The organism is Amycolatopsis sp. NPDC114503 (genome assembly GCF_055633655.1).
This window is the reverse complement of the sequence record NZ_JBVKDT010000004.1, coordinates 152,473-177,574: the sequence shown is the minus strand read 5'-3', so window position 1 is coordinate 177,574 and position 25,102 is coordinate 152,473. Positions and strand designations below refer to the sequence as shown.

Here is a 25,102-nt window from a genome sequence, read left to right as displayed (position 1 = left end):
CCCCCGGGCGGCGCGACCCCGGCCGGAGGCCGCCGGTGCACGCGCGCGCGACAAGTGCGCTCGGGCACCGCCGCGCGCCCCGGCGGCCGGCGTGCGGAGCGGACGGGTCTGCTTTGTGGGAACACGGGCCTGTCTGCGCCGCACGCCTTGGCGGCAACGCCATCCGCGGTTCGGCGATCGCGAGTCGCTGCGATGAAGGTCGGCGGTTTCGCGGAGATTCTCGAACGCCCGGTCGTTGATGCTGAGGCTCTCGGGCGAGGGAAGCTTGCGGATGTTGCGCAGCTGCTCGGCGCGGGTGCGGTCGGGGCTGACCGAGGAGACGTCCTGGTGTCCGAACACCTCGTCGAAGTCACGTATCGGTTGATGCTGGTGACGTGAGTGAGGACCTCGTCTCCTCCGCAGCGGAACCGAGTGCGACCGTGCCTTGTTTGTGCGGCGGATGGAGTCGTTGACGCGGGATTTCGGTGGTTTTGCAGCTGGTGGCGATGATGTCGGTGTAGCGTTTGTTGATGCCCATCTCGTGGGCGCGGACAACGGTTTCTCGAGCTGGCGGCAACGTGGGGCCTAATTCTTTGACGGTGGACGAACGGAAGAAGTGCTTCGGGTCGGTCAGCCCGGTTTCCCGTACCAGCTGGTCGGTGCAGAGGTCGCCTCGACCAGATGTGTGCCGCGATGTCCGAACGCAGGGGATTTACGATGACGCGCAGGCGTGACTGCTGCGCGGATGGCCGCGGCCTGGAGAACGCCGGATTCCGTGATGGATCGTTCAGCGTTCAGACAGGGCGGTCGGAGACGTAGCTCTCACAGCGGTGTAGGGATCCTCGACGCAGGTGATCGGGAAACGTGACCGCGCCTCGGCCATCAATCGCTGAGCGATCCGGGCCATGCGGGTGACTGTGGGGACCCTACCGGAGCTGGAGACCACAGCTTCTTGACCAGGAACTAGGAAAAGGGGAACGGGTGCGGTTCTGTGCCACCAGCCGCCAAACTGGCCCGGTGGGAGCGGTTCTGCTCCTCGCCGAAGCTTCAACGTTAGGGCACCGCACGCCTAGCCAGTACGACCGATCAGCCGAGGGCCTTCCCTCCCAGCAGGGTTTCACCGTAGGCGAACACGTAGCCGTCGCTCACCTCGACCGGATGGAGTGCGGCCAGGTCCGGGTCGGCCGCGAGCACATCCGGGGCGAACTCCAGATCCGCACTGCCCGCCCACACTGCCGAGTACTCGATGTCGGTGACCCTGCTGGACACCAGTTCGTCGACTTCGGTGCCGCTCGGCGCCCAGGCGGGGAAGGTCCTGGTGTGGGCAAGCGGCAGGGTGTTCAGCACGGGCGGGGCAGAAGCTTCACCGGTCAGGACTACCCGGCCGTTGACGATCCGCCTGTCGTTCGCGGCCAACGAGGCTCGGTAAGCGGCGCCCGCGGTCGTACGGGGCCCGGCCCGGCCCGCCCGGACCGTTTCGGTCATCCGGACTGAGCCCAGTTGCTTGGGCATCCCCTGCACCCAGCCGCGGACGAGCGGCACTGAGCGGTCCACCCAGGCGTACGGGCAGCGGGCCATGGGCCGGTCGCGGTGCACGACCGACAGCAGGAGCATGAATTCGCTGAACTGGCAGCGGGCTGGATCATCCAGTTCGGCTTCGCCGTCCGTGCACCACTGCCAGCGGGAGAACGCCGCCGCTGCCGCACCGGCGTCCGGGCCAAGAGCGAGGTCCGGAGGGAGAAAAGCGGCCGCGCGGTCCGGATCGACGCGGTAGTCGATCCAGACGAACTCGCCCGAGAAGTGCCAGGGCGGCGGTGCGACGAGGGATGCCCGTCCGGACGGCGACAGCGGAAGAGTGTAGCCGTGCGGCGCGGCTCGGGTGTTGTGGTTGATCATCGGTCCTCCGTTACCAGGCGACGGGCAGCTCGGCGAGGCCGCGGAACAGACGGCCGGTGGTGAAGCGCAGCTCCTCCAGCGGCACGGCCAACCGCATCTCCGGCAGCGAGCGGGCCAAAGCGGCGAGCGCGGCGCGCAGTTCCATCCGAGCCAGCACCGCTCCCAGGCAATAGTGCGCGCCGTGACCGAACGCGATGTGCGCCTGCGGACGAGCGGGGCGGAATTCGTCGGGGTCAGCGAACACCAGGTCGTCCATGTTCGCCGAACCTATTGCTGGGAGGACTGCCTCGCCGGCGTGCACGAGGACCTCGCCGACTTCGATGTCGGCGGTCGCGATCCGGATCAGTCCGCCGCCCACGGTCAACGGGTTGAGCCGGAGCAGTTCCTCGACCATCGGCTCGACCAGCGCGGGCGACGCCGCCAGGTCGCGCAGCCGATCCGGGTGGCGGAGCAGGAACAGCGAGGCGAGGGCGATCTGGTTCGCCGTGGTGTGGAACCCCGCCGTGAGGAGGGTGCGGCACAGCGCAACCAGTTCGTCGACGCTCAGGCTCTCGGACTCCCGCCGCGCGCAGACCAGTTCGCTGATCAGGTCATCGCCCGGTTCCCGGCCCTTGACCGCGACCAAGTGCAGGAAGTAGTCGTTGAGTTCTTCCCGGGCCGCCCGGACTTCTTCTGTTGGGTGCGCAGTCAACGACAGCACTGTGTCCGCCAAACGCTGGAAGCGGGACCGTCCGCCTGTCGGTACGCCGAGCAAGTCGCAGATGACGCCGATCGGAAGCGGCATGGCCAGTGCGGACACGAGGTCGGCTGTCGGGCCCGCCGATTTGAGGGCGTCGACGAGGTCTGCGGCGGTGCTGTCAATTTTCGGCCTCAGCAAGGCCATGCGACGCGCCGAGAACGCGCGGGACACGAGCCTGCGCAGTCGGCCGTGTTCCGGTGGATCCATCGATAGCAGCGAGTTCGGATCGGGGGGCACCGGCTGCAGTCTGGGCGCGCCCGGTGCGGTCGCGGTCGCCCGGCTGAACCGCGGGTCGCCCAGCACCTGTTTGTTCTCTGCGTAGCCAGTCACCAGCCATGCCTGATCACCCGACGGCAAACGTACCCTGGCCACCGGCCGCTCGGCCCGCAGCCGGGAGAATTCCTCCGCTGGTTCCCAGGGAGTCGTTGCGGAAAAAGGAAACGCGAGCAGTTCGTCCGATGCGGACGGTGTGGTTTCCACGGCACTAGTCCTCTCGTGGCGGATCTGTGTCGTGGCCGATGGTGCAGCATCGCGTTTGAAGGCGGCTTGTGCCGTGGCCAACGCGCTGCGGAGCAAACCCCGGGCGGTGATGCGCCGGCTCGGCACGGACCTGGCGACGCTGATCCCTCCAGCTCAGTTCCAGCCCGCTTTCAACCCTGATCGGCACGATGGGAGGCAGACCGGAATCCGATCTTGGAGGGGCGATGACGCGAACGGCCGATTCCGCTCCGCCCGCTGTGCGGCGCTCGTGGTTCGTGTCGCTGTTCATGCTGGACATGTGGGAGCGCTTCAGCTTCTTCGGCATGGTTGCGATCCTCTACCTGTTCGCGGTGGACTCACCCGGCCACGGCGGGCTCGGCCTGACCGCGAGCACCGCTGGCGCGCTCGTCGCGACGTACATCGCGGGCGCTTTCGTCGCCGCGGTGCCAGGGTCGTGGCTCGGAGACCGGATTCTGGGCACCCGGCGAGCCTCGTTCTGGGGCGCGGTGGGCATCGCTGCCGGGCACCTGTGCCTAACCTTGCCAACCACCGCGTCGTTCTACCTCGGCTTGCTGTTGATCGCCGCCGGCACCGGCCTGCTCAAACCGAATATGACAGCCCTTCTCGGTTCCTGCTATCCGAAACACGAGCAGGGACAACGGGAATCCGGATTCTCGGTGTTTTACATGAGCATCCAGATCAGCGCGTTGCTCGCGCCGATCGTCATCGGATTCCTCGGCGAGCGGATCGACTGGCACCTGGGATTCGGCGCGGCGGCGGCCGGAATGCTGATCGGCATTCTCTGCTTCCTGTGCGGCATCAAGAGGTTCGGGGACATCGGCGCTGTGCCGGCCGATCCGGCCGGGGCGCGGGTCCGGACCCTGGCCGGACGCCGGGCGGCGGCCGTCGTGGCAGCAGCGTGCGTGCTTATCGCGTTGGACGTCCTCCTCGGCACCTTCCATCCCCAGCACGTCATCGCGTTGGTGGGCCTGGCTGTTCTGGTGGCGCCCGTGCTGGCCTTCCGGGCGATCCGGCGCCACCCGTCCACTTCCGACGCCGAACGGGTCCGGGTTCGCGGCTACCGCTGGATCTTCGGCTGCTCGGCGGTGTTCTGGGCATTGTCCAGCCAGTCCGCCACCGTGCTCACCATGTTCGTGCAACTCCGCACCGACCGCACGGCCTTCGGTGCGGTGGTGCCCGTCGGCTGGTTCCAGGCCCTGCATCCGCTCTTCGTACTGGCAGGAGCTCCGATCGCGGCCGCGCTGTGGTCACGGATCGGTCCCAGGGCCAGGGTTTCGTCGAAGTTCGCTGCGGGCCTGGCGCTGGCCGGCGCGGCCTATCTTGTGATGGCCATCGCGGTGCTCACCGCCAACGGGCCGGTCGCGCCCGGTTGGCTCGTCGCCACCTATCTGCTCCAGTCCTTGGGTGAACTCGCTCTCGCGCCGATCGGCCTGGCTCTGACAGTCACCATTGCCCCGGCTGCCTTCAGCAGCCAGATGATGGGCGTGTGGTGGCTCTCGGCCGCACTGGGCGCGGCTGTCGGCGGGCAGAGCGCCGGACTGTTCGGCACGCTGGGCGCGGCCGGCTACTTCGGACTGTTCGGCCTGGTGCCGATCGGCGTCGCCGCGGCGCTGATCGTCCTGCGCGCCCGACTGGAGCGCTTGCTCGCGGTATGACCCGTCAGTTTCCGACCGAGGAGTGTCCATGACCGTAACCATGTCCCAACCGACCGCCGCCGGACCCGCCGACATCTGGCGGCTGGGCATCTCGAACTTCGCCCGCCACACCGTTCTCGCCGCGGCCGAACTGGGCCTCTTCGGCCTCTGCGACGACGAAGCTCTGACAGCGGAGGAGATCCGCGCTCGGCTCGACCTGCATCCCCGTGGTATGGCCGACTTCCTCGACGCTCTCGTCGCGCTCGACACCTTGTCCCGTGTGGACGGTCGCTACCGGGCGACGCCGACGGCGAGCCAGTTCCTGGACCAGCGCAAGCCTTCTTACCTCGGTCGGTTCCTGCGGATGGCCGACACCAGATGGGCCAGGCTGGTCGAAGGGCTGCGCACTGGCGAGCCGCAGAACGGGACCCGCGATACGAGCGCCATGTTCACCGAGCAGTACCGCGATGACACAGCGACCTGGCGCTCGTACATGGTGGGGATGGACTACCTCACCGCGCCGCTGTCTGCGAAGCTCGCGGATGCGTTCGACTGGTCACAGGTCCGCTCGTTCGTCGACCTCGGCGGCGGTCGCGGAACTGTGGCCGCGGCCATTGCCGCCGCACACCCGCATCTGCACGGCGGCGTGTTCGACCTGCCGCCCGTCCGCCCGGTGTTCGACGAACACATAGCCGGGGCCGGTCTGGGCGATCGGATCTCGTTCCACGGCGGAAACTTCTTCAGCGACGACCTGCCGGCGGTCGACGCGCTGGTGTTCGGCCACGTGCTGCACGACTGGGGGGAAGCCGAGCGGAGGCAACTGGTCGAGGCGGCGTTCCGCGCGCTGCCGCCTGGCGGCCACGTGCTGATCTACGACCCGATGATCGACGACGACCGGTCGCATCGCGCGTCCAGCCTGCTCGTCAGCCTCAACATGCTCCTGGCCACCCCCGGGGGCAGCGAGTACACCGCCGCCGAGTGCTTCGAGTGGTTGTCCGGCGCGGGTTTCGCCGAGCTGCGCGTGGTGGCCCTCGATGACCACGACTCGCTGGTCACCGCGCGAAAGCCGCTCGAGGACTGACCAGGACTGCCTCCGGACCGAGCAATTCTTTCAAGGAGGAACCCGTGCACCAAACGCTCATTGTCGCCCGGATGGACCCGGGCGACGCTCCCGCCGTCGCCGAGGCGTTCGGCCGATCGGACGCTTCCGAACTGCCCCGGCTGATCGGCGTGCATCGTCGGGTGCTGTTCGCGTTCCACGACCTGTATTTCCACCTAGTGCAGGCCGACGACGACATCAGCGACCGGCTTTACCGCGCCCGCAGCCACTCGCTTTACCAGGGACTCAACAGCGAACTGGGCCAGTTCATCACACCGTATGACCCGAACTGGAAAGAGCCGAAGGACGCCATGGCCAAGCCGTTCTACACGTGGCAGAGCCACTAGTCGATAGGGGAAACGCAGTGTCCGCAGACGACCGACCAGCCCGTGTCTCGTGGTCGGAGACCCCGAGCAACCGTCGCCGAGGCGGCGATGTCCGAGTGCTGCTGAGCCCGCGCACCGTCGCCGCGACGTCGGGGTTCATGGGTGCCCTTGTCCTGGCTCCCGGCGAGTCGGTCACCGAGCACCTGCACCCGTACTCCGAAGAGTTCCTTTACGTCACCCGCGGAACCATCCACCTGCGGGCTGGCGACGATTGCGTACGCCTGGACGCGGGCGACGCCCTGATGGTTCCGATCGGTGTCCCGCATCGCGCCGAGAACCGGGGGGCCAGCACCGCACAGGCGGTGTTCCACCTGAGTCCGTTGGCGCCTCGCCCGGAACTGGGCCACGTGGACACCGAAGAGCTGGCCGATCCACAGGCCCCGGACCCGTTCGCGGGCGGCGCGCGATGAGCGCCCGGCGGGTGGCGGTGACCGGGATCGGCGTGGTCGCGCCGGGCGGTGTCGGGGTGAAGTCGTTCTGGGACCAGCTCACCGCGGGCCGGACTGCCACCAGAGCTATTTCGCTGTTCGACGCAACCGGGTTCCGGTCGAGGATCGCGGCTGAGTGCGACTTCGACCCGCTGGCGGAGGGGCTGAGCCGCCAGGAGATCCGGCGGATGGACCGGGCAGCGCAGTTCGCAGTGGTGTCAGCCCGGGAAGCGTTGGCGGACAGCGGCTTGGCCTCCGACGTGCTGCCGGCGCACCGGACCGCCGTGAGCCTCGGCAGCGCGGTCGGCTGCACCATGGGCCTGGAAGCGGAATACCTTGTGCTGAGCAACGGCGGTCGCGACTGGCTGGTCGACCACAAGTACGCGGTTCCCCAGCTCTACGACTACATGGTGCCCAGTTCGCTCGCGGTCGAAGTGGCCTGGGCGGTCGGGGCCGAGGGGCCGGTCGCTCTGATCTCCAACGGGTGCACGTCAGGGCTGGATTCCATCGGCCACGGAGCGGAATTGATCCGCGAGGGCAGCGCGGACGTGGTGCTCGCGGGAGGCACGGACGCGCCTGTCTCGCCGATCACGGTCGGCTGTTTCGACGCGATCAAGGCAACCTCGCCCGCCAACGACGACGCCGAACACGCATCGAGACCGTTCGACCTTGACCGCGCCGGTTTCGTGCTCGGCGAAGGCGCGGCCGTGCTGGTGCTCGAGGAGGCCGAGCTTGCTCGCCGACGAGGCGCTCCCGTATATGCGGAGATCGCCGGCTTTGCTGCGCGCAGCAACGCCTTCCACATGACCGGGCTCAAGCCGGACGGCAGGGAGATGGCTGAGGCGATCACGGCCGCGCTCGACCAGGCGTGCCTTGACCCGACCGCCGTCGATTACGTCAACGCCCACGGCTCGGGAACCCGCCAGAACGACCGTCACGAGACGGCGGCTTTCAAGACGAGCCTGGGTGATCATGCCTACCGGGTGCCCGTGAGCTCGATCAAATCCATGATCGGCCACTCGCTGGGAGCGATCGGCTCGATCGAGGCGGCGGCATGCGTGCTGGCGATCAAACACAACGTCGTGCCGCCCACCGCCAATCTCCACACGCCCGATCCGGAGTGCGATCTGGACTACACGCCGCTGCACGCGCGTGATCGGCGGGTGGACGGCGTGCTCAGCGTTGGCAGCGGCTTCGGCGGATTCCAGTCGGCCATGGTCGTGACTTCGCCCGGCGGTCACCGGTGATCGCGGCGGCTGTTACCGGGATCGGCGTGGTGGCGCCGACCGGGACCGGGTTGGAGGAGCACTGGACGCAGGTGCTGGCGGGCCGGAGCGCGATCGCGCCTATCCAACGGTTCGACGCGTCCGGCTATCCGGTCGCGCTGGCGGGCGAGGTCGCCGGGTTCGTCACCGAGCGGGCCGTGCCTGCCCGGCTCGTCCCGCAGACCGACCGCTGGACGCACCTCGGCCTGGCGGCCGTGGACCAGGCTCTCTCCGATGCGAGGGTGGTGCCCGCCGAGGTGCCGGAGTACGAGATGGCCGTGGTGACGGCCAGTTCGTCCGGGGGCACGGAATTCGGCCAGCGGGAGATCCAGTCGTTGTGGCGCAACGGACCGACCGGGGTCGGCGCGTACCAGTCGATCGCCTGGTTCTACGCGGCCACCACCGGCCAGGTGTCCATCCGGCACGGGATGCGGGCCGCCTGCGGCGCGATCGCCACGGAGCAGGCAGGCGGGCTGGATGCGATCGGCCAGGCCCGCCGGGTCCTCCGATCGGGCGCGCGACTGGTGGTGACCGGTGGAACCGACGCCTCGCTGTGTCCGTACGGGCTCGTGGCGCAGATCTCGAACGGGCGGCTGTCCACCAGCAGAGACGCGGAGAGGGCCTACGCGCCTTTCGGGGCGGACGCTTCCGGTTACGTTCCCGGCGAAGGCGGTGCCATGTTCGTGCTGGAACCGGCTCGACCGGGTGCGCGGCGGTATGGCGTGATCGCTGGCTACGCGGCGACTTTCGACCCGCCGCCGGGATCAGGCCGGCCGTCCCGCCTCGTTGCGGCGATCGAGGGCGCGCTCAACGACGCCGGCCTGACACCAGCCGACGTGGACGTGGTTTTCGCCGACGCGGCGGGGGTCGCGGACCTCGACCGCGCCGAGGCGGCGGCCATCGCCGAGGTGTTCGGACCGTATGGCGTTCCGGTCACCGCTCCCAAAACCATGACCGGGCGGCTGTACGCCGGCGGTGCGGCACTCGATCTGGCTACCGCGCTGCTTTCGTTGCGCGACAACGTGATCCCGCCGACCACAGGCGTGGACAAGCTCGCCGACGGGTACGGGATCGACCTCGTCGGTCGACGGCCGAGAGAAATGCCGCTGCGGGCCGCCGTGGTGGTAGCGCGCGGCTTCGGCGGCTTCAACGCCGCGCTGGCGGTGCGCAAGGACACCGAGCAGTGAAGAAAGGAACCGATGATGGACAAGTTCACCTACGACGACCTGCATCGCGTGCTGACCGAGAGCGCGGGGGAGACCGGGGACGTCGTTCTGGGGCAGGACAACAGGGACGTGCCGCTTGGCGACCTCGGTTACGACTCGCTGGTAGTGCTGGACGCGCTCGGCAGGGTCAGCCGTCGGTACGACGTGGCTTTCGACGACAACGACCTGACGGTCATGTCCACGCCTCGCGCAGCGGTTCGCGATATCAATTCCCGGCTTTCCGCGGAGGTGTGATGTGACCGGACACACCGACAACGCCGTTGTCGTGGCCGCACCCCTGGACCTGGTGTGGGACATGACGAACGACGTCCCCTCATGGCCGTCGCTGTTCAGCGAGTACAGCGTCGCCGAAATCCTTGAGCATGAAGGAGATACCGTGCGCTTCCGGCTGACGATGCACCCGGACTCCGACGGCAACGCGTGGAGCTGGGTATCGGAGCGCACCGCCAATGCCGCGACGCGCACCGTGCGGGCGCGCCGTCTGGAACCCGGCTGGTTCGACCACATGGACATCCTGTGGTCGTACCGTCCGATCGCGAACGGCGTGGAGATGCGCTGGATTCAGGACTTCGCGATGCGCGCGGACTCGCCCGTGGACGACGCTTCGATGACCCAACGGCTCAACCGCAACACCGTGATTCAGCAACAGCGGATCAAGGACGTCGTGGAGGCCGAGCACCAGGCACGTCTCGCCGCGGAGGAGTGAATCCCGTGCACCCGTACCTGCTGCCGTTGGCGTTGGTGGCCAACGGGCTCGTCGCCGGGGTGCTGTTGTGGTCGTCGGTGTGCGGCGTGCCGCTGCTGCTGAAGTTGTCACCGGAACAGTACGTGTGGACGCACCGCTTCTGGGGCAACAGGTTTGAACCGTTCCAGCCGATCTGCGTTGCAGTGACCGCACTGGCGGACGGTGTGCTGGCGTTCACGCTCGCATCGAGTGCGGCACAGGTTGCGTGCGGTGCGGCCGCCGTGTGCGCGCTGGCCGTTATCGCTGTGTCGGCCACGAGGGCGGTCCCGATCAAGAGGCGGGTCATGTCGCTGCGACCGGACGACCTGCCATCCGATTGGGCAGAACGCGATCCCAGGCGCTCGTGGCGCGCCTGGAACCTTTTCCGGACCGTGCTGGCCGTCGTTGCGATGGGAGCCAACGCCGCCGCGGCCGGGCTCCTGCTGTGACAGACAACCGGTGACCTGACGAGAGGACGACAACCACATGACCGGAAAGTTCGAGGGCAGGCGCATCCTGCTCACCGGGGGGACCAGGGGGATCGGCCGGGCTATCGCGCTGGCGTTCGCCCGCGAGGGCGGCAGCGTCGTCGCCTGCTACCGGGCGGACCGCGACGCCGCCGACGCGCTGGAGATCGCGTTCAAGGAAATCGGCGGCGTGCATCGTGTCGTACAGGCGGATATAGGCGCAGAGGAGGAGGTCGCGCGGCTGGCGGCGATATGCAAGGACGAACTGGGCGGGCTGGACGTCGTGGTGCACAATGCCGGTGCCATCAGTCACGTGCCGTTCGACCAGCTCACCGCGCGGGAATGGCATCGGGTGCTGGACACCAACCTGACCGGGGCGTTCTTCGTCGCCCAGCACAGCTTGCCGCTGCTGTCGGAGGGGTCGTCGATCGTGTTCGTCGGGTCGAAGGTCGCCGCGGTCGGTGTCCCGCTGCGGGCGCATTACACCGCGGCCAAGGCCGGGTTGGTCGGTCTCGGCCGGTCGCTGTGCAAGGAATTGGGGCCGCGCGGCATCCGGGTGAACGTCGTGGCACCCGGCGTCATCGAGACCGAGGAGGCCGCGAAACTCCCGCCCGAGGTGTACCGGCGGTACCAGTCGATCAGCAGCCTCGGGCGGCTCGGGGACGTGACGGAAGTAGCAGCCGCCGTGCTCTTCGCGTCGAGCCAGGCGGCCGGTTACCTCACCGGCGAGGTCATCAATGTGGACGGGGGCGCCTGACGTGGGAGCCATGACATTCCGGGTCATGCTGCGGATGAACGTCAGACCCGGAGCCGAAGCGGACTACGAGCGCACGTGGTCGGAGGTCGGCCAGGCGATCACCAGCCACCCGGCCAACCTCGGCCAGTGGCTGTTCCGCGCGGATGGCGAGGGCTGTGTCTACTTCATCGTCAGCGACTGGACGGACGAGGCGTCGTTCCGCGAGTTCGAACGCAGCGACGCCCATGTCGCCCACCGGACGAAGCTGCATCCGTACCGCATAGGCGGCGAGATGTGGACGATGCGCGTGGTGCACGAAATGAACAAGGGTGCACATCGGTGAGAGGCAGCGTGCGGGTGCTGGTGTGGTATCGGGCTCCCGAAGGAGGTGAGAACGTCATCGCGGCTGCTTGCGAGCGCATCGACGAGGTGCTTTCCGGGACCCCAGGTTTCCTCGGCAGCGAACTGCTGCGCGCCCGCAGCGACCCGGCGTGCCTGCTGGTGCTCAGCGAGTGGACGAGCGTGGAACTGTTCGAGAAGTGGGAGGCCGACGCCGTCCACCCGGAGACCACCGCGCCGCTGCGGGACTACCACGACGACACTGCACCTCGGCCGTTCGAGGTCTACCAGACGGTGCGAGTGAGCTGATCACGTCGTGCCCGGCGGGTGGATGTGCTCACAGTTTCCGGTTCGCGAGCACATTCACCCGTTCACTGCGTCCGGCGTCCGTTCGGCGCGGAGATGAGCGAAGCCGCGATCGCCTTGTTCACCGCGTCGATCCGGGACACGGCACCGAGCTTGACAAAGATATTGCGCAGGTGGCGTTTCACGGTGCCCTCGGTGATGTCGAGGCTGCCGGCGATCTGCGCGTTGCTCAGCGCCTCCGAGACGAGCGAGAGCACGTCCTTCTCCCGTCTGGATAGCAGTTCGGGAGTTCCTTGATGGAGCTGGGTGAACCGCGAGCGCGAGATGGACAGCGTGAGGTATCCGTCGTCGGAGCGGGAGTTGAGCACCGTTGCCACGAGTTCGTGGTGACTCATGCTTTTCAGTAGGTAACCGCGTACGTCCAGACTGGACATGTCGTGGACGAGCCAGAACGCCTCGTGCGTGCTCAACACCAGCACCCGGGAGTCGGGCGCGAGCGATCGCAGGCTGTGCACCGCGTCCACCGGCTGAGTGTCCGGCATGTCGATGTCGAGCAGGACCACCTCGGGTCTCAGCACCTTCGCCATGGCCGCCGCGGCCCCCGCCGTCGTTGCCTCGCCCACCACCTGAATGCCGCTTGCCTTCGCCAGAATTTCACGGAGTCCGTCGAGGAATAGTGTGGGATATCCGGTGACGAGAACCCTCACCGGATCCACGGGCATATTTTTTCCCGGCTGGTCGATCGACCGGCCGGACGGCGCACCGCCTTCCGTTTTCGTCACGAGTGCGGTGGTCGACCGACTGGTATTCGGTCGATGTCGCGCGTCAGTTGATCCCCCTGCATTCGGCACCCTCCCCGGCGCTTCTGCCCCAAGGGTATGCGCAGTGGGCGGCGAGTGACAACAAAGCCGCATTGGTGCCGACTAAGAGTATGTCGCATGTGGCGAGAGTTTGAAATCTTGCGGGGAGAGCAAAGCGGCCGTGGGCCGAGGGGATGCGTGGCCTTGCGTTGGCAGCGGACGGCTCGGCGGGAGCGGCCTGGCGGCGTACCGGTCGATCGTCTATCGGTGCTTTCCTGGTTTGATTGAGGATTCGATGGCTTTGCAGGCCGCGGTGTCGCGATCGCGCGGTTCCGGCTCTGGCCGCCGAGTCATCCCGGAGGCACACGGCGCACCTGCCGCCACCGCCGGCTTCGGTTCGCTGGCCGATGCGGCGGTGTGCAGTCTGGTCCGGTACCCGGACAACAGCGCCGAACCCCGCCACGCGGATCCGCTGCTCGGCACATACGCTGTCGCGGCGACGCTGCGGGTGCCCGGTGCGCGGGATCGTCGTTCTGAGGGGCGGTTCGAATGCCGTGATCAACGGCTGCGCCAATTCCCGCAGCCCGATTGGGGACCGGTCGCTGTGACCGATCCGCCACAGGCAAAATCCTCGCTTCGCAACGACCGGTTGCCACCTAAAACGTACTCTGGCTTGCCCATGCGGCACGAAACCGCAGCGTCGTCGCCTAGATTATGAATAATGTTCAACTTTCCGGCCCTCGCTGCGCTTTACCCGAATCGCGACGATGAAATGTCAAGGTCTTTGTCGGCGACCGCGTCAAAAGTTGTAGTCCAGGTACTCCTTTTCGTGGATTCGGGCCGTCGTTCGGCGCGATTCCTTGTGGCCTGGAGCGTGGACTGGATACGTTCGGCAACGAGCCGCGGGGATGGCTGGGGAGTGTCCCGTTCCGTACTGTCCTGTGCAGACGGTGTCGACGCGTGCGAAATCCACATGGGGGGTCAGATGATTCGCTTCCAGGTGCTGGGTTCTTTCGAAGTTCTGCATGATCACCGCACCTGCACGCCTACCTCGGCCAAGGCCCGGCAAGTGTTGGCGTTGCTGCTGATCCGGGCCAATCAGGTCGTGCCGATCGACGCTATGATCGAGGAACTGTGGGGTATGCGTCCGCCGCGCAGCTCGGTGAATACCGTCCAGACCTACATCTGCCAGCTGCGCAGGCAGTTTCAGCGGCTGTCGGCCGAGGCGGACGGAGTGAAGATCGACACGGCCGCGCCCGGCTACCGGCTGCGGGTCCGCCAGGATCAATCCGATGTGGATGCGTTCGTCAGATTCGCCGACCAGGGCAGGGCGCTGTTTTGCGGCGGCCGGCCTGCGGACGCGGCGCAGCGTCTGCGGCAGGCGCTCGCATTGTGGCGGGGCAGTCCGCTCGCGAACGTCGCCGGCGGACCGGAACGGGATGCTTATGCGGAGTCGCTGCGCGAGCAGCGGATGGATGTCCTGAAGTCCCGGCTGCAGGTCGACAGTGCACTCGGCAGGCATCGGGAACTGTTGCTGGAGTTGAAGGCGCTGGTCCGTCAGCATCCGCTGGACGAGTGGCTGCACGGTCAGCTGATCATTTCGCTGTATGCGACGGGCCGGCGGGCCGATGCGCTGCGCGCGTTTCACGACCTTCGAGTTGTCCTGCGCGACGAACTCGGGCTCGACCCGTCCCCTGAGGTATGCCGCATCCACGAGCAGATCCTTACTGGAGCAGGGTTTTACCCCCTTGAACTGCCGGCCTCTGCCGGCTGATCGAACATCGGGAGTCAGTGGTGACGCAATCCATGCACAGAAGACAACTTCTCCTCGGTGCGCCCGCGTGCGCGGTCGGCCTCGCGGCGCTCAGCGGGATGCTGGTCCCCGGGGTCGCGAGCGCCGACCGGGATTCCACGGGTGAACGCAGGGGCAACCCCGCGGGCACCTGGGAGTTCAAGATCCAGATCAGCAACCGTCCGGTGCCCGAGTATTCGATGTACGCCCTGACCGGCGACGGGATCGTGGTGCACGTCAGCAACAACGGACTGATCGGGCTGGGCACCTGGCGGCGGTCGCCCGCAGGATTCATCGTCGGCTTTCGGGAATGGCTGACTGACTTCTCGGGCAAGGTGGAGGGTTCGATCCACGTGCTCCTCGACTGCGTCTACGCGAGCGACGACGTGCGGTGCACCGGAGTCGCCATCGGGTACGACCTCGGCGGTAACAAGAATTTCGAGGGCACGTCCACCGGCATGGGATCGAGGTTTGGCATAGCGGTCTGATGATGCTTCGCAAAGGTCCGCCCACCTCGCCTCGGCAGATGGGCGGACTATTGCGTTGTACTCGATCGACAGTCTTTCCATTGTGTCTCAACGGGTTTTCAACGGCAGATCGCGATGATTGCGTCGCGATCCGCGCCGGGCGGTGCGCAGGGACGAACCGGGAGGGACTATGGCGGGAATCGCCGGATGGGTCGACTTTCACCGGGATCTGACACCGTTGAGAGGAGTCGTGCGAGCCATGGCCGCCGCGCTCGCCCATCGCGGACCGGACGCCGAAGGGGTTTGGGCGTCGCCGCGAGCGGTCCTCGGTCACCGCCGACTCCAGGTGATCGACGCCGACGGCGGCGCCCAGCCGATGGTCGCCAGCGATGGCGGCCGGATCCAGGCTGCCGTCGCTTACAACGGAGAGCTGTACAACGCGGCAGGCTTACGCGCCGAACTCGCTGCGCTGGGCCACCGATTCCGGACTGGCAGTGACACCGAAGTGGTACTGCGGGCCTACTTGCAGTGGCGGGAGAAGTGCCCCTCACACCTGGACGGCATGTTCGCCTTCGCGATCTGGGATCATTCGAGGGAGGAACTCGTCCTGGTCCGGGACAGGATGGGGCTCAAACCCCTGTACTACCAAGAAGTGGATGCCGGATTGCTCATCGGTTCCGAGCCGAAGGCGATCCTCGCCCATCCGCTCGTCGACCCGGTTGTGGACGAGGACGGCCTGAGAGAAGCGCTCGGGTTCGCCGGCACCCCGGGAATCACCGCCTACCACGGCATGCGCCGGCTTCTGCCGGGTGAACTCGTGCGGTTTTCCCGACGAGGTCTGGATCGGCACCGGTACTGGACGTTGACGGCCGAACCGCACGAGCAGGACCTGGACTCCACCGTCAGGACAGTCCGTGACCTGCTGGAGGACTCGGTGGAGCGAAGGCTTGCGTCCGACGTTCCGATCGGCATGTTGCTTTCAGGCGGGGTCGATTCAAGCGCCGTAGCCGCGATGGCGGCTCGCCGCCTGCGTGCACGAGGAGACCGGCTGGCCACCTTCACCGTCGGTTTCACCGTCGACAAGGTCGACGGTGCCGTCGACCCCCAGCGGGGAACGGTCGATGAGCCCTACGCCCGGGAAGTCGCCGAGCGGCTCGGCACGGATCACCACCATTTCCTGCTCAATGCCTCGGATCTGTCGGACCCGGCGGTGCGCCGGGGCATGGTCGCCTCGCAACAAGACCTGCCCTACCCCGTGGCCGAAGGGCTCACCACGATGTATCTGACGTGTCGTGCTGTCCGGGACCGGGCACCGGTGGCGCTGACAGGCGAGTGGGCGGACGATGCGTTCGGCTCGTATCTGGGCGTGGATGTGCCCGCCGTCGTCGACGGCGCCACGTTGCCATGGGTGGGGTTCGCCCAGCGCGTCACACATCCCACCGGTCTCGGCACCGGTTTCTTCGACGGAGATTTGCTCAAGCGCCTCGACCTGCCCCGTTACTGCGCCGATCGCTACCAGGAGTCGGTGGCCGCGGCACCCGAACTGCCTGGTGAGTCAGCCGAGGATCGCCGGATGCGTCGGTACGTCCACGTGAATCTTTCCGCTTGGTACGAACTTGGCACGGCGATGAACGACGGCGTGAGCATGGCGGCAGGCATGGAGTGGCGGTCGCCGTACTGCGACCACCGCCTGATGCAGTACTTGTTCAACGTTCCGTGGGCGATGAAGAGCACGGGCGGGCAGCGCAAAGGCCTCTTGCGTTCGGCCGTCGCCGATCTCTTGCCCGCGTCGGTCCTGGCACGTGGTCCGAGCCCGTTCCCTGTCACCCACGACCCCCGGTATGCCGACTACCTGCGCGCCGAACTGGCGACGCTGCTCGACGACTCGACGGCGCCCGTCCTGCCCCTCCTCGACGTCGCCGCAGTGCGCGCGGCGGCGGATGATCCAGGCTCGCTTGCGTCGGGATGGAGGGCGCGAACCGACGCCGAAATGGTGCTGCAGACCAACTCCTGGCTGTCGCGGCACCGGATACAGCTCGTCTGAACCCTGTTCCAGCCCATCGACCACGGAGTGAAAACCGATGACGGTGCACACCGCCAAGCCCATGAACGCCAACCTGACCCAACTGGAACACCTCGCCATCACCGCCTCGTTCAACCTCGCCGACGGCCACGCCAGGCAGGGCCTCAGTGACGCACAGCAGGTGATCGTCAACGATTTTCCCGCACTGTTCGCCCGTGCGGCTGCCGAATCTGCAGCAGACCTCGAGCAGGCTGCGGTGCGGGCATTCCTGCACACCTTCGGCCAGCACTCACACCCGGTCGGGCCGGGTCGGGTGCTGAGCTGTTACGCCTCCTCTGTCGCCATGGAGATCCTGGCCCGGTCTCTTGCGGGCAAGGTTGCCACGGTCGCACTGGTTCATCCGACGTTCGACAACATCCCCGACATCCTGCGCGGCTTCGATCTCAGCCTGGTGCCGTTGGAGGAGGATGTCCTGCACAATGGCGACCTCGAGGAGGGCGTTCCCCGTGAAGCGGGCTGCGTCTTCGTCACCACGCCTAACAACCCGACCGGCCACGTCCTGTCGCGCGAACGATTGGCGATCCTCGCGCGGCTGTGCTCCGATCGTGATGTCGTGCTCGTTTTGGACACCTCGTTCCGAGGATTCGATCCGCGCGCGCACTACGACCACTACGCCGTGTTGGACGCGTCAGGCTGCCGTTACGCGGTCATCGAGGACACTGGCAAGATCTGGCCGACCTTGGACCTGAAACTCGGGTTGCTGGTGTCGAGCGAGAACGTCGATCTTCCGCTGGCCCAGGTGTACTCCGACATCCTGCTGGGAGTATCGCCGTTCATTCACGCGCTCGTGGAGCGGTTCGCCGACGACGCGGCGGCCGGCGGCATGGAACACCTGTGGCGGAGTATCGCGGCGAACCGTGCGCTGTTGCGGGACGTGCTGCGCGATGTGCCTGGAGTGTCCTTTCCGGACACTGACGCTCGGGTCAGCGTCGAGCGGATCGAGGTGGCCGGAGCGGACGGCACACAGCTCTGGCTGGAGTTGCGCGAGCGCAATGTGTACGTACTGCCGTGTCGGCAGTTCCACTGGGCCGACCCGGATAGGGGCGAGCCATTCCTGCGGGTCGCTTTGGCCCGCGACCGGGCGGTGGTGGCGGCTGCCGCCGAGCAGATCCGCGCGTGCCTGCTGGCGCGTTCGCGTTAGCGGCCGCGCGCCGATTTCCCGTTTCGCGAACTGTTTGGAGTTGCCATGCAAGAAGTTCAGGCGGCCGATCCCTTCGTCTCCCTGGTACGAGGGGACTCCGGCGAGGTGACGCTGCTCATCGACGACGTCCAGGCCATGCAGGGTTGGGAGCGCGACCTGATGTGCCGCTCGGCGGACCTGCTGACCGAGCAAGGGACCGACTTCCTCGAGGTGGGCCTCGGCCTGGGGATATCGGCCATGCACATCGCGGGCCGACCGGGGGTACGCAGCCACCTCGTGGTCGAGAAGTACCAAGGGGTCATCGACCTCTTCACCGCGGAGAACCCCGATGCGCCGCAGACGTTGGAGGTCGTCAACGCCGACTTCTTCGACTTCGTCGACACGCTTGCGGCGAAGAGTCTCGACGGGGTGTTCTTCGACCCCGAACTGCCGAAGGATCTGTTCGAGAATCGGGAGCTGCTGGACGACTTCATGCCGAAGCTCGTCCGGGCATTGCGACCGGGTGGCCGGTTCGTGCCGATGTTCGCGATCGCCGGTACCGTTCCGGACCTGGCCACCTGCACGACGTCAGCCGGCGAGATGGTTGAGCGCTATCTCAGATTCTTCGACCGGGTCGTGCTGGAGACCCATCCGTATCAGGCTTACGCCGACACCGAGTACACGCCGGGACAGACTGGAAGCGCGTATCTCCTGTGTTTTCAGCGCTGAGTGTGCGCAACCGGCTAAAATCGGCGGATGCGGTGCCTCGGGAAACCACTGCGCGAGGTTCTGCTGCTGGTGTCGCTGGGTGTGGTCGTCGTGGCCGGTTCGGTGACGGCCGCCGTGCGGCAGGTTCCGCCGCGGTCGCCGCTCGACCCGCTCGCATGGGTCTTGATGGCCTCCACCGTGGCCCTCCTGGTCGCTCGCCGGGCGCGTCCGCTCTTGGTCCTGCTAGGCACTGCTTTGCTCAGCGGTGCCTATCTCCGCCTCGGCTATCCGTATGGCCCGACTTTCCTTGCGGTGGCGGTCGCCGCGTACGCGCTGGTCCTGACGGCCAGGGTGCGTACGGCGGTGCTCGGGCTGCTTGCCGCCGTCGCGGTACTAGTCGGGTTTGAGGTCAGTCGGTCGCGGCTGGGTGACATGGTTGTGCTGTTGCCGGCCTGGACGGCGTGGTTGGGGGTCCCGGCATGGATCGCGGCCACGGTACGGCTGCGTCAGACCGCGCGGGCCGACCAGGACGAGCGCCGCAGGCAGGACGTCAGGGCACAACGGGCACAAGCGGAACGGCTGGTCGTCGAGGAACGACTGGCAGTCAGTCGGGAGGTCCACGACGTCGTGGCACACAGCCTGTCGCTGATCAGTCTGCAATCAGGGGTCGCGCTGCACCTGCTGGACTCCAACCCCGCACAGACCCGGGTGGCGCTGACCACGATCCGCCAGTGCAGCACCGACGCGCTGGCGGATCTGCGCCGGGTGCTGGAGACGCTGCGGCGGCCGTCGGGCATCGCGACGGACCGCTTTCGCCTCGACCGTCTTCCCGAACTCGTGGACCGCGTCCGGCACGAGGACTTGGCCGTGTCGTTGGCCGTCGTCGGCGTACGACGGCCGGTGCCGGATGAGGTGGAGACCTGTGCGTACCGGGTCGTGCAGGAGTCGCTGACCAACGTGATCAAGCACTCCGGCACGTCGTCCGCGTCCGTGCGGTTGAGTTACGAGAACGACTCGTTGCTGGTCGAGGTCACAGACGCCGGGCCCGGCGCGCCCTCGCCGGCCGGCACCGGCCGGGGCATCGCGGGGATGCGGGAGCGAGTGCTGGCCGTTGGCGGCAGGCTGACTGCTGAGCCCGTCCAGCCCGCGGGATTCCGGGTACGCGCCTGGCTGCCGGTTCCGGCGGACCGATCGTGATCCGCGTGGTCGTGGTGGATGACCAGCCGCTCGTGCGCGCGGGGCTGACGGCACTGCTGCCCAGTGCGGGCGACATCGAGGTCGTCGGCGAGGCCGGCAGCGGTCCGGAAGCGGTCGACCGGGTGTGCGTCGCCAAGCCGGACGTGGTGTTGATGGACGTACGGATGCCCGGGTGCGACGGGATCGAGGTCACCCGCCGACTGACCGCCGATCCCGACCTGGCCGGTGTGCGAGTGCTCGTGCTGACCACGTTCGACCTCGACGGCTACGTCTTCGCCGCCCTGCGGGCCGGAGCCAGTGGGTTCCTGCTCAAGGACATCGACCCGGCGAAGCTGCTCGACGCCGTCCGGTTGGTCGCGGCGGGCGCGGAACTGCTGGCACCGGCGGCGACCAGCCACCTGATCAAGGAGTTCCTGCGCGGGGCGCCAGCCCCCGTCCCGGCGGACCATCCTGAGCTCGCGCAGCTTACGGCTCGGGAACTGGAGGTGATGCGCCTGGTCGGGGCCGGACTCGGCAACGACGACATCGGCCGGGAACTGGCCATCAGCCCGGCGACGGTCCGCACGCACGTGAGCCGCGCGATGCTCAAGCTCGGTGCGCGCGACCGGGTGCAGCTCGTGGTGTTCGCCTATCAGTGGGGGGTCGTCGGAACCCGGTGACTGCACGATCCGCGTAGTGCGGAGGCGACGTCAGACGGACGACGAGACCACTGGCGATCTCTACCGTGGAGCCTGTGGCCGATGATCAGGTGGGGGTGCCGGGATGACTGACACGCGGCAGGCCGTACGACCAAAGGATCGGACGAAGGCAGGTGCGAGGCTGTCCCCGCGCAGCCGGAAGACCGTGCTCATAGCGCACGTGCTGAGCTCCGTCGGGTGGTTCGGCGGTGCCTGCGCCATGATCGTGCTCGGCGTGTCCTCGGCCCACACCGAACCCGCTGTCCGGCACGCGTCCTTCGAGCTCATGCACATGTGCGACCGTTTCCTGCTGATTCCGCTGTCCCTGCTGGGCCTGCTGACCGGCTTGGTCGTCTCCCTCGGCACCAAATGGGGACTGGTCAGGCACTACTGGGTCCTGGTCAAACTTGTGGGAACGCTCGTCGTCATGGTGTTCGCCACGTTCTTCCTGTCTCAATGGGTGCAGGAGGTCATCGCGCTCACGGCAGCAGACCCCGGCGCGGACATCTCCGGGCTGACGGCTCCCATCAAGATCGGCGCGATCGCCATGGCCCTGCTGTTGCTCGGGATCACCGTGGTGTCCATTGTGAAACCCTGGGGACGCACGGCGCGAGGCCGCCGCGTCCTCGCACGACGCGCCGGCTCCTCCCGCCGGGAGGAATGATCTTGGCTTCGAGAGGTTCGCGTTGGGTTCCGGGGATCGTGCAGCTTGCCGAGCCGGACGATGTGGTGGATCTCGGCCCCGGCCACCTCGATCCCGATTTGCTCCCGATCGACTTGCTGCGTTCGGCCTACGCCGCCGCGTTCGACGAGTACGGCCCAGCGGGCTTGACCTACGGAGAGAACCGGGGGCCGTTGCCGCTGCGGGAAGCGCTGGCCCACCGGATCGCCGACGCGGACGGCCTGTCGTGCCACTCGGCCCAGCTGGTGATCACGGCCGGCACGTCTACCACCCTGGATCTATTGGCTCGTTGGTCCAAGCCCGCCGGTGACACCGTCGTGGCGGACGCACTGTCCTACGACTACGGGACCCGGATCTTCGCCAGCCGCGGCATGACAGTCTGCCAAGTCCGGATGGACGCCGAGGGCATGGTCCCGTCGGCACTGGACCAAGCGCTGCGAGCATGCTCTGCGACATTCGTGTACCTGCTACCGACGTTCCAGAACCCCACTGGGATTGTCCTGCCCAGCACACGCCGCGAAGCACTGATCGATGTGGCCAAGCGCCATGGGGTGCTGGTCGTCGAGGACGACGCTTATGCGGACATTGCGTTCGGCGCGGCTCCGCCGCCCTCCGTCGCGGCCCTTGCCGGATACGAGGGTGTCCTGCGGCTTGGGACGTTCTCCAAGTCACTTGCCCCGGGCCTGCGCCTTGGCTGGCTCGCCGCCGACGCCAGTACGGCGAGCCGACTGGCCGAAAGCGCGGTGTTCAGCAGCGGCGGAGGCCTGAATCATTTGGCGGCTGTCACAGTCGCGGGCTTGCTGGCCAGCGGTGCCTACCAAGGTCATGTGCAACGTCTGCGAGAGCAGCTGCGCCTTCGCCGCGATGCGCTCGTTTCCGCAGTGCGCGAGCACCTGCCGCCCGAATTCCGATTTGCCTGCCCCGCCGGGGGGTTTTTTCTCTGGCTCACGCTCCCTGACGGGTACCCGGAAGCAAACGCCGTGCGAGCCGCGGCCGAGGCGGGTGCTCCGGTCATCCCCGGTTCCCGCTTCGGCCGAGGCCAGGCACCCGCCGTCCGGTTGTCCTACAGCTTCCACAGCCCGGACCGGCTCGTCGAAGGCGTTCGACGCCTTGCCAGCGCGTGGGCGTCAACGCGCGTCTGACGGGCGCAGAGCCACCGTTGTGGCCATTGTGGACACAGTCAGCAGCACCACGACACAGGCCGCCGCGATCGACAGCAGCGGAGCCCATGGCAGGTCGAGCGGGATGTCGAGCCCTGCCGACCGTACCGCCTGCCACAGTCCGCCCACCGCCAGCGCAACCGCCGCCGCTCCCAATACGAGACCGGTGAGCGCGATTCCCGCGCCCTCCCACAGGACCATCCGCAACACTTGCGCGCGTTGAGCGCCGAGCAACCGCATCTGGCTGAACTCGCTCGCGCGCTCGCCGAACGACATGGTGACCGTGTTGGCGACCGCGAACAGCGTGTACAGCAAGGCGAACCACGCCAGCAGTTCCGCGCCGATTCGCATGCCGTCCTCACGGAAGCCCGCCGCGGTCGCCAGCCATGCTGCTGTCGACGTCACCCGGTAACCCTTTGCTGCCAACAGGTTTTCCACCCTGGCGGCGTCCGCTGGATTGTTCAGCGCCACGTGCAGCGCGGGAAGACGGGCCTCGAGCGGCCGGTGCGCGGCCACGAGCTGTTCCGGGAGGAGCAGGGGAGTGGCCATAGGCGGACCGTCGTAGAGTCCCACCACTTTGACCAGAACCGTTGCGCCATCAGGCATTCGAAGGCTCACGGAGTCGCCGACCGACAAGCCGAAACCTGCTGCCTGCCGCCTCCCCAACATCGCGGTAGCGCCGACGAGCTGAGTCGGGTCGCCGGTGGTCGCGCCCAGTCCGAGTACGTCGGAGACGCCTTTCCCTGTGACGCCTACGGCAGTCATCTCCCTGCTTGTGCGCTGTACCAGCGCGCTTACTGTCGTGTCCTCGACCAGCACCGCGGCGCGGACACCCGGTACAGCCGTGTCGAGGTTGTTGCCGGTGGCCCGCAGTTGCGACGTGTACAGCTTCGCCGCGCTCGCCCGTCCCGCTGCCCCGAGCAGGTCCGTGCCGGCGAGCAGGGAGCCGGTGATTCCGATCGTGACCAGGACGGGAGCCGCGCAGGATGCGGTCCGGCGTATCGCGGTGCGCAGGTTTTCTCGTGCCAGCAGGCCGCTGGCTCCCGTGAAGGCCGCCAGAGGCGCGACCACGAGCCCGGTGAGCCGAGGGACGAACGCCGGAGCGAGCAGCGCCAAGCCGACCACGATCGGCTGGGCGGTGAACAGGGCGAGCGGAAGCTGGCCGTCCGGGGGCACGCGCGGCAACAGCAACACCAGCCCGAGTCCGGCGGCAAGGGCCAGCACGCCGAGTATCTGCCGGCCGCGCGGGATCGGCCGGGTGTCCACGACCGCCTCCCGGAAGGCTTCTACCGGGCGGATCGCTCCGGCCCGGCGCGCGGCGGGCCACGCGCCGAGGATCGCGACCACCAGGCCGAGCACGAACGCCACCAGCAGGGGTGCGACCAGCCGCGACGGCGTCAACGACAGCTCGAGGCCAGCGGGAAGCACCTGCCTCCACACCAGGACGTCGCGGAGAACAGACGTGAGCGGGATGCCGAGCAACGCGCCCGCCGCTGCCGCCGCCGTGCCGAGGACCGTCGTCTCCGTCAGCACCATCCGACGGACCTGACCGGGATCGGCCCCTGCCATCCGCAACAACGCCAACTCACGGCGACGCTGTGACACCGTGAACGAGAAGGTGCTTGCCACGATGAAAATAGTCAGGAATCCGCCGATGCCGGCGAACAGCGCCAGCAGGTTGCCCGCCTCGGCCAGTGCCGTACGGGCTGCCGGGTCGGCTGTTCCTGCCTCGCCTCCCGACACCGCGATCACTGTGCCGGACGCGGAAATCATGGCCACGCCGAAAACCAGCGTGAGGAACGCTCCCGCGAACGACACGCGCCGGCTGCGCAGGGTGTGCAAGGCGATCCACAGCATGTCAGCCGACCTCTTTCGGCGCGGTTTCCTCCAGCGCGGTCATCAGGTCGGCGACCACTCGAGCTGTGGGATCGTCCAGATGACCGGAGACCCGGCCGTCCGCCAGGAACGTCACCCGATCGGCGAACGCCGCTGCCACCGGGTCGTGCGTCACCATCACCACGGTCTGCCCGTCGTCATCGACGAGTTTCCGCAGCAGTTCGAGCACCTGGCGGCCGTTGCGGCTGTCCAGGGCGCCGGTTGGTTCGTCGGCGAACAGCACCTCGGGGTCGCCGGCCAGCGCACGCGCGATCGCCACCCGCTGCTGCTGGCCACCGGACAACGAGGCGGGCCGGTGTCCGGTCCGGTCGCCCAGCCCGACCTGTTCGAGCAGCCTGCTCGCCCGATCGGCTTCCACCCTGCGTCGGGCCAGGCGCAGCGGCAGCGCCACGTTCTGCACGGCCGTCAGGGCAGCCATCAGGTTGAAACTCTGGAAAACGAACCCGATCCGGTCCCGGCGCAACGCGGTGAGCTTCCTTTCGGACAACGCGCTGATTTCGGTGTCCCCCAGGAAGACCGCGCCGTCGGTGGGCCGGTCCAGACCAGCCGCGCACTGCAACAGCGTCGTCTTGCCGGAACCGGACGGACCCATGACGGCGGAGAACGTGCCTCGGCGGAATGTCAGGTCGATCGCATTCAGTGCCACCACCTCGTGTGGGGCGGAGCCGTGCACTTTGGTCAGGCGCGCCAGACGAACGGCCTCGGGCGATGGCGAAGATCCCATGCGCTCAAGCCAATCCTGGTTCGAGCCTCGGCACACGGGCCCAGGCAGGTGTTCAGAGGTAGTGCTGGATA

Annotated in this window: 27 protein-coding genes; 22 read left to right on the top strand and 5 right to left on the bottom strand. The window is 67.6% G+C overall.

Annotated features, from left to right (window positions below):
* Positions 1-192: 192 nt before the first annotated feature.
* Entirely contained in the window at positions 193-378 is a 186-nt protein-coding gene (locus tag ACZ7OI_RS18030) for a hypothetical protein (RefSeq protein ID WP_470265338.1), read from the top strand.
* A 687-nt stretch (positions 379-1,065) separates the two neighbouring features.
* Here the strand turns inward: ACZ7OI_RS18030 and ACZ7OI_RS18025 are convergent.
* Complete coding sequence (locus ACZ7OI_RS18025) at positions 1,066-1,875, bottom strand: acetoacetate decarboxylase family protein (protein WP_470265337.1); 810 nt, start codon at positions 1,873-1,875, stop codon at positions 1,066-1,068.
* 10 nt (positions 1,876-1,885) lie between these two features.
* Positions 1,886-2,944, bottom strand: a complete 1,059-nt coding sequence (locus ACZ7OI_RS18020) for a cytochrome P450 (protein ID WP_470265336.1) — start codon at positions 2,942-2,944, stop codon at positions 1,886-1,888.
* Positions 2,945-3,318: 374 nt separating this feature from the next.
* Here ACZ7OI_RS18020 and ACZ7OI_RS18015 point away from each other — a divergent pair, with 374 nt between their 5' ends.
* The 12 genes from ACZ7OI_RS18015 to ACZ7OI_RS17960 are packed head-to-tail and all read left to right on the top strand — an operon-like array spanning position 3,319 to position 11,728.
* A complete protein-coding gene (locus tag ACZ7OI_RS18015) occupies positions 3,319-4,770 on the top strand; it encodes a peptide MFS transporter (protein ID WP_470265335.1) in 1,452 nt (483 codons plus the stop codon).
* Positions 4,771-4,798: 28 nt separating this feature from the next.
* Positions 4,799-5,830: a methyltransferase gene (locus ACZ7OI_RS18010; RefSeq protein WP_470265334.1), complete on the top strand. Its 1,032-nt coding sequence runs from the start codon at positions 4,799-4,801 to the stop codon at positions 5,828-5,830.
* A gap of 44 nt (positions 5,831-5,874) precedes the next feature.
* Complete coding sequence (locus ACZ7OI_RS18005; protein WP_470265333.1) at positions 5,875-6,195, top strand: TcmI family type II polyketide cyclase; 321 nt, start codon at positions 5,875-5,877, stop codon at positions 6,193-6,195.
* A gap of 17 nt (positions 6,196-6,212) precedes the next feature.
* Positions 6,213-6,644 carry a cupin domain-containing protein gene (locus ACZ7OI_RS18000; RefSeq protein ID WP_470265332.1) on the top strand — a complete coding sequence of 144 codons (432 nt, stop codon included), beginning with the start codon at positions 6,213-6,215 and terminating at the stop codon, positions 6,642-6,644.
* Positions 6,641-7,909 carry a beta-ketoacyl-[acyl-carrier-protein] synthase family protein gene (locus ACZ7OI_RS17995; protein ID WP_470265331.1) on the top strand — a complete coding sequence of 423 codons (1,269 nt, stop codon included), beginning with the start codon at positions 6,641-6,643 and terminating at the stop codon, positions 7,907-7,909. The genes ACZ7OI_RS18000 and ACZ7OI_RS17995 overlap by 4 nt, the downstream gene beginning before the upstream one ends.
* The gene (locus ACZ7OI_RS17990) at positions 7,906-9,114 is read left to right on the top strand and encodes a ketosynthase chain-length factor (RefSeq protein ID WP_470265330.1); all 1,209 of its coding nucleotides are present in this window, start codon (positions 7,906-7,908) and stop codon (positions 9,112-9,114) included. Before ACZ7OI_RS17995 ends, ACZ7OI_RS17990 begins: the two co-directional genes overlap by 4 nt.
* A gap of 15 nt (positions 9,115-9,129) precedes the next feature.
* Positions 9,130-9,387, top strand: coding sequence for a phosphopantetheine-binding protein (locus tag ACZ7OI_RS17985; protein ID WP_470265329.1), 258 nt, complete (start codon positions 9,130-9,132; stop codon positions 9,385-9,387).
* Between the two features lies 1 nt (position 9,388).
* On the top strand, positions 9,389-9,859 hold the full coding sequence (locus ACZ7OI_RS17980) for an SRPBCC family protein (protein WP_470265328.1): 471 nt from the start codon (positions 9,389-9,391) through the stop codon (positions 9,857-9,859).
* Positions 9,860-9,864: 5 nt separating this feature from the next.
* Positions 9,865-10,326, top strand: coding sequence for an anthrone oxygenase family protein (locus ACZ7OI_RS17975; RefSeq protein WP_470265327.1), 462 nt, complete (start codon positions 9,865-9,867; stop codon positions 10,324-10,326).
* A gap of 37 nt (positions 10,327-10,363) precedes the next feature.
* Positions 10,364-11,101, top strand: coding sequence for an SDR family NAD(P)-dependent oxidoreductase (locus tag ACZ7OI_RS17970; protein WP_470265326.1), 738 nt, complete (start codon positions 10,364-10,366; stop codon positions 11,099-11,101).
* Between the two features lie 10 nt (positions 11,102-11,111).
* On the top strand, positions 11,112-11,423 hold the full coding sequence (locus tag ACZ7OI_RS17965) for an antibiotic biosynthesis monooxygenase family protein (RefSeq protein ID WP_470265325.1): 312 nt from the start codon (positions 11,112-11,114) through the stop codon (positions 11,421-11,423).
* Positions 11,420-11,728, top strand: coding sequence for an antibiotic biosynthesis monooxygenase family protein (locus tag ACZ7OI_RS17960; protein ID WP_470265324.1), 309 nt, complete (start codon positions 11,420-11,422; stop codon positions 11,726-11,728). Before ACZ7OI_RS17965 ends, ACZ7OI_RS17960 begins: the two co-directional genes overlap by 4 nt.
* 62 nt (positions 11,729-11,790) lie before the next feature.
* Here the strand turns inward: ACZ7OI_RS17960 and ACZ7OI_RS17955 are convergent, their stop codons facing one another.
* Positions 11,791-12,507 (bottom strand): LuxR C-terminal-related transcriptional regulator, encoded by a 717-nt coding sequence (locus ACZ7OI_RS17955; RefSeq protein WP_470265323.1) that lies wholly within the window; start codon positions 12,505-12,507, stop codon positions 11,791-11,793.
* Between the two features lie 1,003 nt (positions 12,508-13,510).
* Here ACZ7OI_RS17955 and ACZ7OI_RS17950 point away from each other — a divergent pair.
* The 9 genes from ACZ7OI_RS17950 (at position 13,511) to ACZ7OI_RS17910 (ending at position 22,393) form a co-directional block, all read left to right on the top strand.
* Positions 13,511-14,299, top strand: a complete 789-nt coding sequence (locus ACZ7OI_RS17950; RefSeq protein ID WP_470265322.1) for an AfsR/SARP family transcriptional regulator — start codon at positions 13,511-13,513, stop codon at positions 14,297-14,299.
* Between the two features lie 32 nt (positions 14,300-14,331).
* Positions 14,332-14,805, top strand: a complete 474-nt coding sequence (locus ACZ7OI_RS17945; protein WP_470265321.1) for a hypothetical protein — start codon at positions 14,332-14,334, stop codon at positions 14,803-14,805.
* A gap of 169 nt (positions 14,806-14,974) precedes the next feature.
* On the top strand, positions 14,975-16,828 hold the full coding sequence (gene asnB, locus ACZ7OI_RS17940; RefSeq protein ID WP_470265320.1) for an asparagine synthase (glutamine-hydrolyzing): 1,854 nt from the start codon (positions 14,975-14,977) through the stop codon (positions 16,826-16,828).
* Positions 16,829-16,865: 37 nt separating this feature from the next.
* Positions 16,866-18,008 carry an aminotransferase class I/II-fold pyridoxal phosphate-dependent enzyme gene (locus ACZ7OI_RS17935; protein ID WP_470265319.1) on the top strand — a complete coding sequence of 381 codons (1,143 nt, stop codon included), beginning with the start codon at positions 16,866-16,868 and terminating at the stop codon, positions 18,006-18,008.
* Positions 18,009-18,053: 45 nt separating this feature from the next.
* Positions 18,054-18,716, top strand: coding sequence for a class I SAM-dependent methyltransferase (locus ACZ7OI_RS17930; RefSeq protein WP_470265318.1), 663 nt, complete (start codon positions 18,054-18,056; stop codon positions 18,714-18,716).
* Between the two features lie 27 nt (positions 18,717-18,743).
* On the top strand, positions 18,744-19,892 hold the full coding sequence (locus ACZ7OI_RS17925; protein WP_470265317.1) for a sensor histidine kinase: 1,149 nt from the start codon (positions 18,744-18,746) through the stop codon (positions 19,890-19,892).
* On the top strand, positions 19,889-20,551 hold the full coding sequence (locus ACZ7OI_RS17920; protein ID WP_470265316.1) for a response regulator: 663 nt from the start codon (positions 19,889-19,891) through the stop codon (positions 20,549-20,551). The genes ACZ7OI_RS17925 and ACZ7OI_RS17920 overlap by 4 nt, the downstream gene beginning before the upstream one ends.
* A gap of 103 nt (positions 20,552-20,654) precedes the next feature.
* Entirely contained in the window at positions 20,655-21,233 is a 579-nt protein-coding gene (locus ACZ7OI_RS17915; protein ID WP_470265315.1) for a hypothetical protein, read from the top strand.
* Positions 21,234-21,271: 38 nt separating this feature from the next.
* Positions 21,272-22,393: an aminotransferase class I/II-fold pyridoxal phosphate-dependent enzyme gene (locus tag ACZ7OI_RS17910; RefSeq protein WP_470265314.1), complete on the top strand. Its 1,122-nt coding sequence runs from the start codon at positions 21,272-21,274 to the stop codon at positions 22,391-22,393.
* On the opposite strand, the gene ACZ7OI_RS17905 is transcribed toward ACZ7OI_RS17910, so the two are convergent.
* Together ACZ7OI_RS17905 and ACZ7OI_RS17900 are read right to left on the bottom strand one after the other, a co-directional pair.
* Positions 22,379-24,268, bottom strand: a complete 1,890-nt coding sequence (locus tag ACZ7OI_RS17905) for an FtsX-like permease family protein (RefSeq protein WP_470265313.1) — start codon at positions 24,266-24,268, stop codon at positions 22,379-22,381. The two genes, ACZ7OI_RS17910 and ACZ7OI_RS17905, sit on opposite strands and share 15 nt — an antisense overlap.
* 1 nt (position 24,269) lies before the next feature.
* Complete coding sequence (locus ACZ7OI_RS17900; protein ID WP_470265312.1) at positions 24,270-25,031, bottom strand: ABC transporter ATP-binding protein; 762 nt, start codon at positions 25,029-25,031, stop codon at positions 24,270-24,272.
* Positions 25,032-25,102 lie beyond the last annotated feature (71 nt).

Coding starts and splice junctions, on each gene's coding strand:
- ACZ7OI_RS18030 (WP_470265338.1), top strand. CDS start 193: ATGAAGGTCGGCGGTTTCGCGGAGATTCTCGAACGCCCGGTCGTTGAT.
- ACZ7OI_RS18025 (WP_470265337.1), bottom strand. CDS start 1,875: ATGATCAACCACAACACCCGAGCCGCGCCGCACGGCTACACTCTTCCG.
- ACZ7OI_RS18015 (WP_470265335.1), top strand. CDS start 3,319: ATGACGCGAACGGCCGATTCCGCTCCGCCCGCTGTGCGGCGCTCGTGG.
- ACZ7OI_RS18010 (WP_470265334.1), top strand. CDS start 4,799: ATGACCGTAACCATGTCCCAACCGACCGCCGCCGGACCCGCCGACATC.
- ACZ7OI_RS17995 (WP_470265331.1), top strand. CDS start 6,641: ATGAGCGCCCGGCGGGTGGCGGTGACCGGGATCGGCGTGGTCGCGCCG.
- ACZ7OI_RS17985 (WP_470265329.1), top strand. CDS start 9,130: ATGGACAAGTTCACCTACGACGACCTGCATCGCGTGCTGACCGAGAGC.
- ACZ7OI_RS17970 (WP_470265326.1), top strand. CDS start 10,364: ATGACCGGAAAGTTCGAGGGCAGGCGCATCCTGCTCACCGGGGGGACC.
- ACZ7OI_RS17965 (WP_470265325.1), top strand. CDS start 11,112: ATGACATTCCGGGTCATGCTGCGGATGAACGTCAGACCCGGAGCCGAA.
- ACZ7OI_RS17950 (WP_470265322.1), top strand. CDS start 13,511: ATGATTCGCTTCCAGGTGCTGGGTTCTTTCGAAGTTCTGCATGATCAC.
- ACZ7OI_RS17945 (WP_470265321.1), top strand. CDS start 14,332: ATGCACAGAAGACAACTTCTCCTCGGTGCGCCCGCGTGCGCGGTCGGC.
- asnB (WP_470265320.1), top strand. CDS start 14,975: ATGGCGGGAATCGCCGGATGGGTCGACTTTCACCGGGATCTGACACCG.
- ACZ7OI_RS17935 (WP_470265319.1), top strand. CDS start 16,866: ATGACGGTGCACACCGCCAAGCCCATGAACGCCAACCTGACCCAACTG.
- ACZ7OI_RS17930 (WP_470265318.1), top strand. CDS start 18,054: ATGCAAGAAGTTCAGGCGGCCGATCCCTTCGTCTCCCTGGTACGAGGG.
- ACZ7OI_RS17925 (WP_470265317.1), top strand. CDS start 18,744: ATGCGGTGCCTCGGGAAACCACTGCGCGAGGTTCTGCTGCTGGTGTCG.
- ACZ7OI_RS17915 (WP_470265315.1), top strand. CDS start 20,655: ATGACTGACACGCGGCAGGCCGTACGACCAAAGGATCGGACGAAGGCA.
- ACZ7OI_RS17905 (WP_470265313.1), bottom strand. CDS start 24,268: ATGCTGTGGATCGCCTTGCACACCCTGCGCAGCCGGCGCGTGTCGTTC.
- ACZ7OI_RS17900 (WP_470265312.1), bottom strand. CDS start 25,031: ATGGGATCTTCGCCATCGCCCGAGGCCGTTCGTCTGGCGCGCCTGACC.